At 72.1% G+C, this 14,513-nt stretch carries 7 protein-coding genes; 1 reads left to right on the top strand and 6 read right to left on the bottom strand.

Annotated elements, in window-relative coordinates; genetic code table 11:
* Nucleotide 1 precedes the first annotated feature (1 nt).
* The 4 genes from rffA to ACMCNK_RS30005 all read right to left on the bottom strand — a co-directional run bounded on the left by rffA (nt 2) and on the right by ACMCNK_RS30005 (nt 8,379).
* Nucleotides 2-1,174, bottom strand: coding sequence for a dTDP-4-amino-4,6-dideoxygalactose transaminase (rffA, locus tag ACMCNK_RS30020; RefSeq protein WP_412739697.1), 1,173 nt, complete (start codon nt 1,172-1,174; stop codon nt 2-4).
* 15 nt (nt 1,175-1,189) lie between these two features.
* Nucleotides 1,190-3,781, bottom strand: a complete 2,592-nt coding sequence (locus ACMCNK_RS30015; protein WP_412739696.1) for a hypothetical protein — start codon at nt 3,779-3,781, stop codon at nt 1,190-1,192.
* 94 nt (nt 3,782-3,875) lie between these two features.
* A complete protein-coding gene (locus ACMCNK_RS30010) occupies nt 3,876-5,828 on the bottom strand; it encodes a TIGR03960 family B12-binding radical SAM protein (protein WP_412739695.1) in 1,953 nt (650 codons plus the stop codon).
* 55 nt (nt 5,829-5,883) lie between these two features.
* Nucleotides 5,884-8,379, bottom strand: coding sequence for a SpoIIE family protein phosphatase (locus ACMCNK_RS30005; RefSeq protein ID WP_412739694.1), 2,496 nt, complete (start codon nt 8,377-8,379; stop codon nt 5,884-5,886).
* Between the two features lie 1,263 nt (nt 8,380-9,642).
* Here ACMCNK_RS30005 and ACMCNK_RS30000 point away from each other — a divergent pair.
* Nucleotides 9,643-10,281 carry a hypothetical protein gene (locus ACMCNK_RS30000; RefSeq protein WP_412739693.1) on the top strand — a complete coding sequence of 213 codons (639 nt, stop codon included), beginning with the start codon at nt 9,643-9,645 and terminating at the stop codon, nt 10,279-10,281.
* Here ACMCNK_RS30000 and ACMCNK_RS29995 read toward each other — a convergent pair.
* Entirely contained in the window at nt 10,278-10,958 is a 681-nt protein-coding gene (locus ACMCNK_RS29995) for a lysophospholipid acyltransferase family protein (RefSeq protein WP_412739692.1), read from the bottom strand. The two genes, ACMCNK_RS30000 and ACMCNK_RS29995, sit on opposite strands and share 4 nt — an antisense overlap.
* A gap of 138 nt (nt 10,959-11,096) precedes the next feature.
* A complete protein-coding gene (ileS, locus tag ACMCNK_RS29990) occupies nt 11,097-14,219 on the bottom strand; it encodes an isoleucine--tRNA ligase (RefSeq protein ID WP_412739691.1) in 3,123 nt (1,040 codons plus the stop codon).
* Between the last annotated feature and the right edge of the window lie 294 nt (nt 14,220-14,513).

Here is a 14,513-nt window from a genome sequence, read left to right as displayed (position 1 = left end):
GTCACGACGGCACCTCGGCGCGGTGCCCGCGCTGAGTGGGGGTGCCGCCCGGGCTCGGACGGAACGACCGGACCGCGTCGATGACCCGGCCGGTCTCCGCATCGGACAGTCCGGCGTACAACGGCAGCCGGGCCAGCCGGTCGGCCACCGCGGCGGTGACCGGGCACCCGCCCGGCCCGGTACGCCCGAACCGCCGCCCGGCTGGGGCGCTGTGCAGCGGCTGGTAGTGGAACGTGCCCTGCACACCGTGGCCGGCCAGGTGGTTCAGCAGGTCCTGCCGCTGTTCCAAGGTGGGCAGCAACAGGTGGTAGAGGTGCGCGGCATGCACCACCTCAGGCGGCACTACCGGGCGCATCGCATCCAGGTCGGCGAAGGCCGCATGGTACGCCCGCCAGACCGCGTGGCGCCGCCGCTGGATCTCTCCGAACGCCTCCAGTTGCGCGGTGAGCCCGGCCGCCAGCACGTCCGACGGCAAATAGCTGGATCCCAGGTCCATCCACCGGTACTTGTCGACCTGGCCGCGGAAGAAGCGGCTGCGATCAGTGCCCTTCTCCCGCATGATCTCCGCCCGTTCCACGAACCGCGGGTCGTTGATCAGCAGCGCGCCGCCCTCGCCACACTGGACGTTCTTGGTGGCGTGGAAGCTCTGCGTGGCCAGCGCGCCGAACGAGCCGAGCGGCCGCCCGCGATAGCTGCCGCCGAGCCCGTGCGCGTTGTCCTCGATCACCGGGATGCCGTGCCGTGCTGCGATCGCCGTGACGGCGTCCATGTCGCAGGCCACCCCGCCGTAGTGCACCACCACGACCGCGCGGGTCTGCGGCGTGATCGCCGCCTCCAGCGCCCGCTCGTCGAGGTTCAGCGTGTCTGGGCGGCAGTCCACGAACACCGGCACCGCGCCGCGCAGCACGTACGCGTTCGCAGTCGAGACGAACGTAAAGGACGGCATGATCACTTCATCGCCGGGGTGCAAATCCAGCAGCAGCCCGGTGAGCTCCAGGGCGTGCGTGCACGACGTGGTGAGCAGCACCGACCGCGCCCCGGTCAGCTCGCCGAGGAGCGTGGTGGCGCGCCGGGTGAACGGCCCGTCGCCGGACGTGTGCCCGGACGACGCCGCCTCGATCAGATAGTCAAGCTCACGGTCGGCGAGAAACGGGCGGTTGAACGGGATCTGCACACCCCGTTCAACCGTTCACCGGCCTTGCGGGGTATGCGCCGTGATGAAGCCGTCCAGGACTACCGTCGAGCGCCCCGGGGGTCCGTTGACCACGATCTTCAAGGTGTGCCTGCCGTAGCCGGTGGTGGCGGCCCAGATCAGCTGGCGGTTGGCGGTACGGCCACGGGTCTGCGCGGTGGCTACCCGCTTCCCGTCGAGGTAGACCGTGGCCGCACCCGTGGTGCCGGACCGGGAACCGATCCAAGCGACCTGCGAGCCGGTGAACCGGTACGTCGCCACGGCGCCCGCCCGGGCCGAGACCTTCGCCGTACGGCCGGCGTACGCCCCGGAACGCCGCGTGCTCCAGCCGCTGGTGTACCGGGCGGCGGTCTCGGCCGCGGTGGACACGGTGACCGGCGTCGTCGCGGTGGCCTCGTTGCCCACGCAGTCGCGGGCGGTCACGCGTACGGTCGCGGTGCCACCGGCGGGAAGTGTCGCGTTCACGCGCAGCGCGCCGCTCGATCCGGTGCCGACCACCCGGCCGTCCACTGTGGTGGTCATGGCGCAGATCCCGGCGCCGGTGTCGACGGCGGAGGCGGTGATGGTGACCGGCGTGCCCGCCGCGGCGGTTCCCGGCCGCAGAACGACCGTCGGCATCGACACGACCGGCGTGCTGCCGTCCACCCGGATGGTCGTGGTCGCGCCGGTGGCGGTCAGTCCGGCGCCGTTGACGGCGTCGACGCGCAGCCGGTACGTGCCGCTGGGCTGAGCGTTCACCTGCACCGGGTTGCCCGCGGTCGGCGCGTCCGCGACGAGGGTGTCGCCCACGTATACGCGGTACGCGACGGTGCCGGAGTCCGGGTCGTTCACCGAGAGCCAGCTCACCTGCAACGCGCCACGCAGGACCCCGTGCTGTTGCACGGCCGCCGTGACCGTCGGCGCAGCCGGCACCGGCGGCGGTGAGGCGTCGACCCAGAAGCCGGTCGCGGCGCTGCTCACGCCGAGACCGAGGGCGTTGACCGCGGCCACCCGCGCACTGTGATACCCCGTCGGCAGCGCATCGGCCCGGTAACGGGAGCTGCCGGGACCCACCGTGTCGAGCAGGGCCTCGTCCACGTAGATCTGATAGCCGGTGATGTCGCCGCCGGCCACCGTCGGCCAGTCCAGGGTCAGCTCGCCACCGAGTTGCGAACCGTGCGTGGCCGCGGTGACGGTCGGGGCGTCGGGTGCCGGTGGCGCCGGCTCCGTGTGGAACGTCGTCTCCGCGCCGGCCGTGGTCAGGCCGGCGTTGTTGGTCGCGTCGACGCGTACGCGGTGGGCGCCGGGAGTCAGCGCCGGCAGGTCGGACGCGAACGTGGTGCCGCCCACGGTCCGCACCTCGGTGTCGTCCACGTAGACGTGGAACGCGGCCAGGCCGGACTCCGGATCGTCGAGCGCGGGCCAGTTGACGTACAGGTTCCCGCCGATGATCCCGTCGCGCTGGGCGGTGCCGGAGGCGGTCGCCGTGCCGCCCGCGGTGGGCGCTTGCGGGACCGGTGGCGGGGTGCTGTCGGGCCGGGCGGCGAACCGGATCCGGGCCCCAGCGGCGTCGGCGCTGTCGACCACGAGCGTCAGATACGTGCCGGGGATGTCCCACCCGACGCCGACGCGGGCCGCCACGTTGGCGAGCAGGCCGTCGCTGCCGTCCGGGTTCAGCGCGAGCACTCGCGAGAAGTAGCCCCAGGTGTCGCGTTGCCGGACCTGCACCCCGGACCACCCGGGCGGCTCGTTGGCGTCGCGGCCGACCCGCGGCCGGTACTCGACGTAGAGGAAGGAACCGGACAGCGGGACCTTGACCGCCATGAGGCCGGTGTGCGAACTGACCGGCGCCAGCGTGAACGAGGCGCCCACGCTCGCCGTGCGCACGGCGTTCGGATCGAGCAGCCCGATCCGGTCGGCCAGGGCCGTGTTCAGGGTGAACGGGTCGCCCCCGCGGTCGGCCCCCATGAGGTCGTAGTCGTAACCGTCGCGCGTGGAGCAGGTGTCGCTCAACGGCACCTGGGTGGCGCCGCTGTAGCAGGTCGCCGCCCGCGCCGAACCGAGGCCGAAGTTGCGTCCGAACTCGCGGGCCCAGACGTCCACCGACGTGTACCCGTTGATCCACATCCAGCCGTACACGCTGTGGTAGATGTTGCCTTCGTACTCGGGATACGCCGAGCCCGATCCCTTCCACGTGCAGTACGCGGTCTGCGGGAAGTACACGATCACGTGCTTGTGGTACGCGCCCGCGCGCTCGTTCGCCGCGCCCAGCGCCGCGTAGAAGATGGCGTCCCGGTCGCATGTCACGGGGTCGGCGATCGACATCCAGTCACGGACAGTGATCTTGGCTTCCGGAACGGTGATCGCGCCGTTGGTCTGCTCGCTCCAGTAGTCGCCCATCTGCCGGGCGAGCGCGCGCAGACTCGTGGTGGTCTGCGCGTCGGGCGCGGTCCAGTAGACCGGCAGCACCACGACGGTATGCTCCCCGGCCGCGTCGAAGTTCGAGTACGCGGCCCCCGCCGCGGTCGCGCCGGCGTGCGCCACCCCCGCCCCGAACACCGACAGAGCGGCGACCAGGGCGGCGACCGCGGCGCGCGCAAAGAGTTTCATCGGGGCCTCTATCGACACCGAGGACCCACACTTGAGCACAAGCAGTCATGGGATGATCACGGAACGGAGTGACCAGCCTCCGGGCGCAGCGCCGCTAAAGGGTCTGTGCCGGCACCCGCATCCCGTTGATCGGGGTCAGCGGCAGCAGCTTCTGGCCCGTGGGCCCGATCTGGATCTCGGTGTCCATGGCCGGGCACACCCCGCAGTCGAAGCACGGCGTCCACCGGCAGTCGTCCTGCTCGTACTCGCCGAGCGAGTCCTGCCAGTCCTGCCACAGCCAGTCCTTGTCCAGCCCCGAGTCGAGGTGGTCCCAGGGCAGGACCTCCAGCTGGTCCCGCTCGCGGGTGGTGAACCAGGCCAGGTCCACGCCGAACTCCGGCAGCACCTCGGCGCACGCGTCCACCCAGCGGGCGTACGAGAAGTGCTCGCTCCAGCCGTCGAAACGGCCACCGGACTCCCACACCTTGCGAATGACCCGGCCGACCCGGCGGTCACCGCGCGACAGCAGGCCCTCGATCAATGACGGCTCGCCGTCGTGGTACCGGTAGCCGATCGCCCGGCCCAGCGAGCGGTCGCTGTTGATCTCCTGCTTGAGCAGCTTCAGCCGGTGGTCGATCACCTCGGGCGGGGTCATCGCGGCCCACTGGAACGGGGTGTGCGGCTTGGGCACGAACCCGCCGATCGACACCGTGCACCGGATGTCCTTGGTGCCCGCGGATTCACGCCCGGCCTTGATCACATGGTGTGCCATCCGGGCGATCTGCACCACGTCGTCGTCGGTCTCGGTGGGCAGGCCGCACATGAAGTACAGCTTCACCTGCCGCCAGCCGTTCGAGTACGCCGTCACGACCGTACGGATCAGGTCCTCCTCGGTCACCATCTTGTTGATGACCTTGCGGATGCGCTCCGAGCCGCCCTCGGGGGCGAACGTCAGGCCGGTGCGGCGCCCGTTGCGGGACAGCTCCTGGGCCAGGTCGATGTTGAACGCGTCCACCCGCGTCGAGGGCAGCGACAGCGACACGTTGGTGTCGGCGTACTGCTGGGCCAGGCCGGAGCACATGTCGCCGATCTCGGAGTGGTCGGCGCTGGACAGCGACAGCAGGCCGACCTCGTTGAAGCCGGAGAACTCCAGCCCGTCGCGCACCATCTGCCCCACCGTGGTGATCGACCGCTCCCGCACCGGGCGGGTGATCATCCCGGCCTGGCAGAACCGGCAGCCGCGGGTGCAACCCCGGAAGATCTCCACCGCGTACCGCTCGTGCACGGTCTCGGCCAGCGGGACCAGCGGCTTCTTCGGGTACGGCCAGGCGTCCAGGTCCATCGTCGTGCGCTTGGCGACCCGGAACGGCACGTCCGGGCGGTTCGGCACGACCCGCTGGATGCGGCCGTCGCTCAGGTAGTCGACGTCGTAGAAGCGGGGCACATAGATGCTTTCCGTACGGGCCAGCCGCAGCAGCAGCTCCTCGCGCCCGCCCGGGCAGCCCTCGGCCTTCCACTCCCGGATGATCCCGGAGATCTCCAGGACCGCCTCCTCGCCGTCGCCCAGCACCGCGGCGTCGACGAAGTCCGCGATCGGCTCCGGGTTGAAACTCGCGTGGCCGCCCGCCAGCACGATCGGATCGGCCTCGGTACGGTCCTTGGCCTCCAGCGGGATGCCGGCCAGGTCGAGCGCGCTGAGCAGGTTCGTGTAGCCCAGCTCGGTGGCGAACGACACCCCGAGCACGTCGAACGCCCGCACCGGCCGGTGCGTGTCGACCGTGAACTGCGGCACCCCGTGCTCGCGCATCAGCGCCTCGAGGTCGGGCCAGACCGCGTACGTCCGCTCGGCCAGCACGTCGGGCTGCTCGTTGAGCACCTCGTACAGGATCTGCACGCCCTGGTTGGGCAGGCCCACCTCGTACGCGTCCGGGTACATCAGCGCCCACCGCACCACGGCGGCGTCCCAGTCCTTGCTGACGGCACCCAACTCGCCGCCCACGTACTGGATCGGCTTGCTCACCCGGGGCAACAACTGCTCCAGCTGCGGAAAGACGGATGCGACACTCATAACGCTCCAGGGTACGCGGGTCCTCGGCCCACGTCGGCCGCGGCCCGGACGTCGGTCAGCGACCGTCCCGGCGGCCCCGCCTCATCGTCACGGTGGTGCCCTCGCCCCGGGCGATCACCACCTCGTCCATCACCTGACGGATCAGCCGCAGGCCACGCCCGCGGGAGTCCTCCTCGCGCGTCTGGCGCCACGTCCCGCGGTCGGCCACCCGCACCTCCACCGCACCACCCGCCACCGACGCCACCACCCGGACCGTACCGAACGGGTCGTCGCGGTAACCGTGCTCGATCGCATTGGCCACCGCCTCGGAGCAGGCCAGCAGCACCGCCTCGCTGCTGTCCTCGTCCACCGCGTGCGCGGCGAGCCAGCCTCGCAGATCCTTGCGCAACAGCGCGATCTGCATCGGATCGGCGCCGATGCTGCGTTCCAGCCGGTCCTCCGTGCCCATCGCCAGGCACAGCAGGCAGACGTCGTCACCGTGGTCGCGGCCCACCAGCAGGTCGGCCAGGCGCGCGGCGAGACCGGGCAGCGGGGCGTCCCGGCAGCGGGCGTACGCGCGGGCAAGCACCTCGAAACCGGCGTCCAGCGGCCGGTCCCGGCGCTCGATCAGACCGTCGGTGTACAGCAGGATCCGGCTCCCCGCGGTCAGCCGGATGCGGTGCTCGATGCGTTCCCCGGCGGCCCGCGAACCCAGCGGACCGGACCGGCCGTCCAGCAGGTAGCGGGGTGCGCTGCCGGGCTCGGCGAGCAGCGGCGGCAGATGCCCCGCGCACGCGTACGTCATCTCGCACGCGGTCAGGTTGATCTCCGCGTACGCGACCGTGGTCATCCGCGCCGACTCGACCCGGTCGACGAAGCGATCCAGCCGTTCCAGCAGGCGCGCGGGCCCCGCCTCGGCCGACGCGAGCGCCCGGATGGCGCTGCGCAGCTGACCCATCGTGGTCGCGGCGTCGATGCCACGGCCCACCACGTCACCGACCACCACCCCCAGCTTGTCGCCGGTGATCCGGAACGCGTCGAACCAGTCCCCGCCCACCTCCAGGTCCTGCCCGGCCGCCTGGTAGTACGTCTCGACCGTGAACCGGGAGTCCGCGGGCAGGTCCCCGGCGAGCAGGCTGCGCTGCAGGGTCCGGGCGATCGCGCGTTCCTGCTCGTACAGGCGGGCGTTCTCCAGGGACAGGGCCGCCCGGTCGGCCAGGTCGCCGAGGAAGCACGCCCCGGACAGCCGCTGTCCCGGTGCCGGTCGCAGCGCGAGCGTGCCCAGGACGTGACCCCGCACGGTCAACGGCAGCACCGCGCAGCCCGGTTCGGTGTACTCGTGGTCCGCGAATCGGGGTTCGCCGGAGGCGATCACCGCCGCCACACGCTCGGCCAGCGCGGACGCGTCCGGCGCCGGGCCGCCCGCGTCGGCCACCACACCGGCCGGACCGACCCGCAGGCGCACCTCGGCCCACGCCGCCACCTCCGGGACGAGGCGTTCCGCGAGCCGCCGGGCCCGGGGCAGCAGCCGGGGCAGTTCCTCCAGCGCGCGGGTGGTCTCGGCCAGGAACGTCGCCCGCTGCTCGCGGCGGCGGGTGGCGTCGTAGAGGCGGGCGCGGTCCAGCGCCTGCCCGGCCTGGTGCCCCAGCAGCCGCACCACCCGCAGCTCGCTGTCGCTGAGCGCGCGCTGCTCCACGAACCCGAAAACCAGCACACCCAGCACGTCCGGGGGGCCGGAATCGGATCCGGGCCCGGCGGTCAGCGGCAGCAGCACGACCGTACGCCGCCCGGTGCCGCGCATCGTTTCGGCCAGCTCGGGGAAGTGCTCGTCCGCCTCCGGCACCGACCCGACGACGTGCAGGTCGCCGCGGCGGGCCACCTCCGCGACCGGGCGTGCGGACGCGCGCGGCATCTCCTCGTCGCCCGGCCGGGCGGGCCCGGTCGTGGCCGCCACGAAAAGGCGGTCACGTTCCGGGTCGACCAGCCAGATGCTGGCGTCCAGCGCGCCGAACGCCGGCCCGGGCGCCCGGACCACCGCCTCGGCCGCCTCGGCCTCGGTCGGCGCGGCGGCCAGATCCGCGACGATCTGCTGCAGTACGCCGACCCGCCGCTCGGAGGCCTCGGCCGCCCGCCGCGCGGTGAGCAGTTCCTGCTCGTAGCCGTGCCGCTCGGTGGCGTCGAACACCGTCGTACGGATCAGCCGGGGCAGCCCGCCCGGGTCGCGGCTCAACACCGAATTGACCAGGGCGGGCAGATGTCGCCCGTCGGCACACACGATGTCGAACGCCACCTCACGCACATCGCCGTGCATGCTGAGCGACGGCGCGTAGCGGGTGTCGTGGTAGCTGCGACCGCCCGGAGTGAGCAGGTCCCTGAAGCGGCGGTGCCCGACCAGGGCGGCGCGGGGATAGCCGGTCCAGGTCAGGAACGTCTGGTTGACCCGTACGATCGTGCCGTCCGGCAGGGTCGTGAGGTAGCCGCAGGGGGCGTGCTCGTACAGCTCCTCCGGGTCCTCCTCCCAGGGCAGCCGCAAATCCTGTGTCCCGTCGGGCCGGCTCGGGTCGTCACCCATGCCCGTACCCCGCCGGGGCCATCGGCCCGCTTCGTTCGCTCATCGCTCGCCCTGATCGTCCCTGACCGGCCGCACCCGTCGACGGATCCCGCCGCGCACGACGACACCCCGTGCCCGCGAACACGACCATCGTCCGTGCTCACCCCGCATGTCCAGCACGTCCGCAGCGTAACCGTCGAGAGTGGAATCACGTACCGCCGCACCCGGCCCGGGCGGAACACACCGCGCCGATGTGAGCGAAAGGGACGTTGTGGGCCGCCGTGCCCGGGTGGCAGCCCGGCTCTAACCTGGCAGAAGGCCCGCCGGGCCACGGGGAGGGGAGCAAGGATGGCCGACCAGCCGGGCGACTCGCCCCCGGCCTCCGACCAGCCGGGCAATCCACCCGCCACGGACGCCCGTCCCGCACCCGCCTCCGCGGACGACGCCACCCGAGCCGAGACGACCCGGGTACCGCAGGACGCGGCGGCCACCACCCCGCTGTCAGCTGGACCCCCGACCACGCGCGCCGTGACGGAACCGTCGACCACGCCTGCGTCGCCGGAACCGCCGACCACCCCCGCCCCGGTGCGCTGGAGCGGATCCGCGGCCGTACCGGCGGGTGAGGCCAAGCGCCCGTGGTGGTCACGGCTTCGGGCGACTCCCCCTCCGGAACCGGAGGAAGACGACTGGGCGATGACGCCGCCGGTGGATCCGTGGGCCGACCAGGACACACCGTGGGATCTGCTGCCGCCGCCCGCGCCGATGGTGCTGCCGCCGACGCGCATCGACGCCCCGCAGGAGCTCCCGCCGACCCGGCTCGACGCGGCACCACGGGCTCCCGATCCGGCACCGCCCGTCGCGGCACCACCCGTCGCGGCACCACCCGTCGCGGCACCACCCGTCGCGGCACCGCCGACCGGCCGACGTCCGACCGATCCATCCATGTCATCAGACCTAGAGGGGACGGCAGTGGATGGCCGCACCCCTCCGGTCACGGCGGCGGGCGCGCCGCCCGCTGCGAAACGCCGCTGGTGGAGCCGCCGCGCGCAGCCCACGGCCCACAATCCGGCGGCACCGCCGACCGCACCCGCCCCGACGCGCCCGCGGCCGCCGGCAAACCGCGCACACCCGCAGGACCCGGCCCACCATTCACCGGCACCCGCCGCGCCACCGCACCATCCGTACGCATCGGCCGGGTCGCGGCCGACCCACCCGGCACCGCCGAGGGCCTCGCGCCCACCCACCCGCCCACCGACGGCACTGCCGCCCGCAGGCCGTCCCACCATGCCCCCGCCCGGAGGCCGTCCCGCCACGCTCCACCCCGGCAGCGGCCCGGACGGGCGGCCGGGGCCCGCGCCGCGCCGCCGACGCCGCCCGCTGCGCAGAACGCTCCTGGTCATGCTGCTGGGCGCGGCCTGCTGCTGCGGCGTTCCGGCCTACTTCGCGTGGCCGGCGAGCCACCAGTACCCCGTGACAGCGAACCTCCCCGACGCCGTCGCCGACCTCAACCTGCGCAACGACGCCGCCGCCAAGCGCACGACCGGCCGGTTGCAGCAGGAACTGCGCGACACCGGGCTGGCCGCCGACGAGGTCTTCGGCGGCGCGTACGGCGACGGCCACGGCAAACGGGTCACCATCGTCGGCACCACCGGCCTGCGGCTGCGGCCGGAGGCCGACCTGGAAGCCGAGCTGCTCCACCTGGGCGGCGACTACAAGCTCGGCGATCTCGCCTCGTACGACCTGGGTGAGGCGGGCGCGCACGAGCGCTGCGGCGTCGGCCGCAACGGCGGCAGCGCGGTCGTGGTGTGCGGCTGGGCCGACCACGGCAGCCTGGCCACGGTGCTGCTGACCCGCCGCTCGATCGACGAGAGTGCCGAACTGGTCGGCGTCCTGCGCGACGCCGTACTCAGCCGCAGTGGCTAGGACTGCTGCTGGCGCGGCGGCGCGTACCGGGGCACGTACTCCTGCCCGGTGAGCTTCTGGATCTCGGCCATGACCTCGTCGGTCAGCGTCCGCAGCGACGTACGGTCGTCCGCCCGCCCGACCGTCTCGATCGGCTTGCCGAAGCGCACGATGACCTTGCCGCGCCCCTTGCCGGGCTTGGGGTACGGCTGCCCGATGGGCTGCACTTCGTCCGTGCCGAGCATGCCGACCGGGATGATCGGCACCTCGGCACCGACCGCGAGCCGGGCCACCCCGGTACGGCCCCGGTAGAGCCGCCCGTCCGGGGAACGGGTGCCCTCGGGGTAGACGGCGACCATGTCGCCGCCCTTGAGCACCGGGATCGCCCCGTCGAACGCGGTCAGCGCGGCCCGCCCGCCCGCGCGCTCCACCTTGATCGCGCCGAGGCCGCGCATGAGATTGCGGGTGAAGAACCCGCCGAGGCCGGTGCCGGTGAAGTACTCCGCCTTCGCCCAGAACGCGATGTGGCGGGGCACGACCGCGCCCAGGAACAGTTCGTCGGCGACGGACAGGTGATTGCCGGCGAAGATCGCGCCGCCGGTGGCCGGGATGTGCTCCAGGCCGTCGACCTGAGGTCGCCAACCGAGGATCATGGCGTTACCGACAGTGACTTTGCCGATCGAGTAGAGCAGCGGCAACGGTTCCTCCGGCGGGCGTGCAAAATGTGGGGGCGATGTGAGGCTATCTGACCCGCGCCCACGACTTCGCGTGGATCTTGTATTGCGGGGTCCGGCATCCGCCGCCGAGGCGGCGGACGCCGGACCGGGAGACGCTTGTCACACCGCGCGGGACACCGAGACGGTCACCTGTTCCCCGTCACCGACCTCGCCGGTGAAGCCCGCCTCGGGGGCGAGTTCGCCGAACGACAGCGACGTCGCGAGTGTCTCCTCCGCCACGAACGTCCGGTGCCGGTCCACCGCGGCCTCGACCTCGGTCGATGCGGCGACGGTCAGGGTGACCCGGTCGGACACGTCCAGGTCGGCGTCGCGCCGGGCCTGCTGCACGACCCGGATGACGTCGCGAGCCAAGCCCTCGGCGGCCAGTTCCGGCGTGACCGTGGTGTCGAGGACGACGACGCCCGCACCGCCGGGCAGCGGCGCGGAGTTCTCCACGTCCGCCGCGACCAGCCGCAGCTCGTACTCGCCCTCGGCGAGGGTGACCCCGGCCGCGACCGGTGCGCCGTCGACCAGTTCCCACTCCTCGGCCTTCACCGCCTTGATGACCTGCTGGACCTGCTTGCCGACCCGCGGGCCCAGCACCCGCGGCACCACGGTCAGCACCTGCCGGCAGTACGTCGCCATGTCCGCGCTGAACCGCACCTCCTTGACGTTGACCTCGTCGGCGAGCAGATCCGCGAACGGTTCCAGGCTCGCCGCCCCGGCCGTGGCCACGGTCAGCGACGCCAGCGGCAGCCGTACCCGCAGACCCCGGGCCTTGCGCAGCGACAGCGCCGCCGACGCCACGTCCCGGATCGCGTCCATGGACGCGACCAGTTCGTGGTCGGCCGGGAACGGCTCCGCGGAAGGCCAGTCGGTCAGGTGCACGGAACGGTCGCCGGTCAGGCCGCGCCAGATCTCCTCCCCGGTCAGCGGCGCCAGCGGCGCCACCACCCGGCACAGCGTCTCCAGCACGGTCGCGAGCGTGTCGAACGCGTCCGCGTCGCCCGCCCAGAACCGGTCCCGGGACCGGCGCACGTACCAGTTCGTCAGCGCGTCCAGGTACGACCGCACGGTCGCGCACGCCCCGGAGATGTCGTACTCGTCCATCTGCCGCTGCACGTCCGTGACCAGCTCACCGGTCTTGGCGAGGACGTAGCGGTCGAGCAGGTGGGTCGAGTCGGTCCGCAGCCGGGCCTCGTGGCCGGACGCGTTGGCGTACAGGCTGAAGAAGTACCAGACGTTCCACAGTGGCAGCAGCACCTGACGCACCGCGTCGCGGATCGCCGTCTCGGTGACCGGCATGTCGCCGCCGCGCAGCACCGGCGAGGACACCAGCATCCAGCGCATCGCGTCGGAGCCGTACCGGTCGAAGACCTCGTACACGTCCGGGTAATTGCGCAGGCTCTTGGACATCTTGCGACCGTCGGCGCCCTGCAGGATGCCGTGGCTGAGGCAGTTGCGGAACGCGGGCCGGTCGAACAGCGCCGTGGCCAGCACGTGCATGGTGTAGAACCAGCCGCGGGTCTGCCCGATGTACTCGACGATGAAGTCGCCCGGGTAGTGGTGCTCGAACCACTCCTTGTTCTCGAACGGGTAGTGCACCTGCGCGAACGGCATCGACCCGGACTCGAACCAGCAGTCCAGCACCTCCGGCACCCGCCGCATCACGGACTGCCCGGTCGGGTCGTCCGGGTTGGGCCGGGTCAATTCATCGATGTACGGCCGGTGCAGATCCTTGACCTGCACGCCGAAGTCCCGTTCCAGCTCCGCGAACGAGCCGTACACGTCGACCCGGGGGTAGTTCGGGTCGTCGGACTTCCACACCGGGATCGGCGAGCCCCAGAACCGGTTCCGGCTGATCGACCAGTCCCGCGCGCCCGCCAGCCACTTGCCGAACGAGCCGTCCTTGATGTGCGCCGGAGTCCAGGTGATCTCCTGGTTCAGCTCGACCATCCGGTCCCGGAACGTGCTCACCGCCACGAACCACGACGACACCGCCTTGTAGACCAGCGGGGTGTCGCACCGCCAGCAGTGCGGATACGAGTGGGTGTAGCCGTCGTGGCGCAGCACCACGCCGCGCTCTTTCAGCTTGGCGATCACCGGCTTGTTCGCGTCGAAGACCTGGGTGCCCTGGTGGTCGGGCACCAGCGCGGTGAACCGGGTGTGATCGTCCACAGTGACCACGGTCGGGATCCCGGCCGCGTTGCAGACGTTCTGGTCGTCCTCACCGAACGCGGGCGCCAGGTGCACGACCCCGGTGCCGTCCTCGGTGGTCACGAACTCCGCGCCGAGCACCTGGAACGCGTTCGGCCCGCCCTGCTCGACCAGGTAGTCGAACAGCGGCGTGTACCGCTTCCCCACCAGGTCCCGCCCGAAGACGGTGCCGGTCTGTTCAAACCCTTCCAGCTCTTTTCCGTACGCCGCGACGCGCCCCGCCCCGAACAGGTACTTCTCGCCGTCGCGCTCCAGCACCGCGTACTCGATGTCCGGGCCGACCGCGAGCGAGAGGTTCGACGGCAGCGTCCACGGCGTGGTGGTCCAGACGCCGACCTTCTCGCCGGACTCCAGCTGGAACCACACCGTCAGCGCCGGATCGGTCCGGTCCCGGTAGACGTCGTCCATCCGGGTCTCGGTGTTCGACAGCGGCGTCTCGCACCGGAAGCAGTACGCCAGGACCCGGAAGCCCTCGTACACCAGGCCCTTGTCGTGCAGGGTCTTGAAGGCCCACATGACCGATTCCATGTAGTCCGGGTCGAGGGTCTTGTAGTCGTTGCCGAAGTCCACCCACCGGGCCTGCCGGGTGACGTAGCGTTCCCAATCCTTGGTGTACGCGAGCACCGAGGCACGGCAGGCCTCGTTGAACTTGTCGATACCCAGATCGACGATCTGCGCCTTGGTGGTGATGCCGAGCTGCTTCTCCGCCTCCACCTCGGCGGGCAGGCCGTGGGTGTCCCAGCCGAAGCGGCGCTCGACGCGCCGCCCGCGCATCGTCTGGTAGCGCGGGACGACGTCCTTGACATAGCCGGTGAACAGGTGGCCGTAGTGCGGCAGCCCGTTGGCGAACGGCGGCCCGTCGTAGAAGACGAACTCGTTTGTCCCGTTGTCACCGGCGGGGCGCCGCTCGACGCTGGCCTCGAACGTGTGGTCGGCGGCCCAGTGCTCGAGCACCGAGCGCTCGACCGCGGGCAGGTCGGGGCTGGCCGGGACTCCGGCCGCATCGCTGTGCTTGGGGTAGGCCATCGGTGGTCCGTCTCCTCGGGCAGCTCACGTTGTCGTGGTCTGCGAGGACGAGCCGTGCGGCCCGCGGTACCACCTCGCTTGGCGCCCCGCGTACGGGACGCCCGCTCGTTGTCCGGCGAGGGTGCGGGCCGGTCCGCCCGGTTCTACTGGGGCGGGGTGGGCCCGCCCGTTCTTCCGGAGGCTCCCCGGTGATGGCCGGTTCGTCGCCTGGCTGACCACGATACCGGCCTTGGCCGCGTCACCTCACCCGGATTACCCGGCCCGGGGCGGTAAGGGCCGCCCGGGATCACCGGG

The organism is Krasilnikovia sp. MM14-A1259 (assembly GCF_047159535.1).
Classification (GTDB): domain Bacteria; phylum Actinomycetota; class Actinomycetes; order Mycobacteriales; family Micromonosporaceae; genus Actinoplanes.
This window is presented reverse-complemented; position numbering and strand designations above follow the sequence as displayed.

What these genes read in the sequence shown, in the direction of transcription:
- ileS (WP_412739691.1), bottom strand. Translation starts at nt 14,219, where the DNA reads ATGGCCTACCCCAAGCACAGCGATGCGGCCGGAGTCCCGGCCAGCCCC.
- ACMCNK_RS30000 (WP_412739693.1), top strand. Translation starts at nt 9,643, where the DNA reads ATGCCCCCGCCCGGAGGCCGTCCCGCCACGCTCCACCCCGGCAGCGGC.
- ACMCNK_RS30015 (WP_412739696.1), bottom strand. Translation starts at nt 3,781, where the DNA reads ATGAAACTCTTTGCGCGCGCCGCGGTCGCCGCCCTGGTCGCCGCTCTG.
- ACMCNK_RS30010 (WP_412739695.1), bottom strand. Translation starts at nt 5,828, where the DNA reads ATGAGTGTCGCATCCGTCTTTCCGCAGCTGGAGCAGTTGTTGCCCCGG.
- ACMCNK_RS30005 (WP_412739694.1), bottom strand. Translation starts at nt 8,379, where the DNA reads ATGGGTGACGACCCGAGCCGGCCCGACGGGACACAGGATTTGCGGCTG.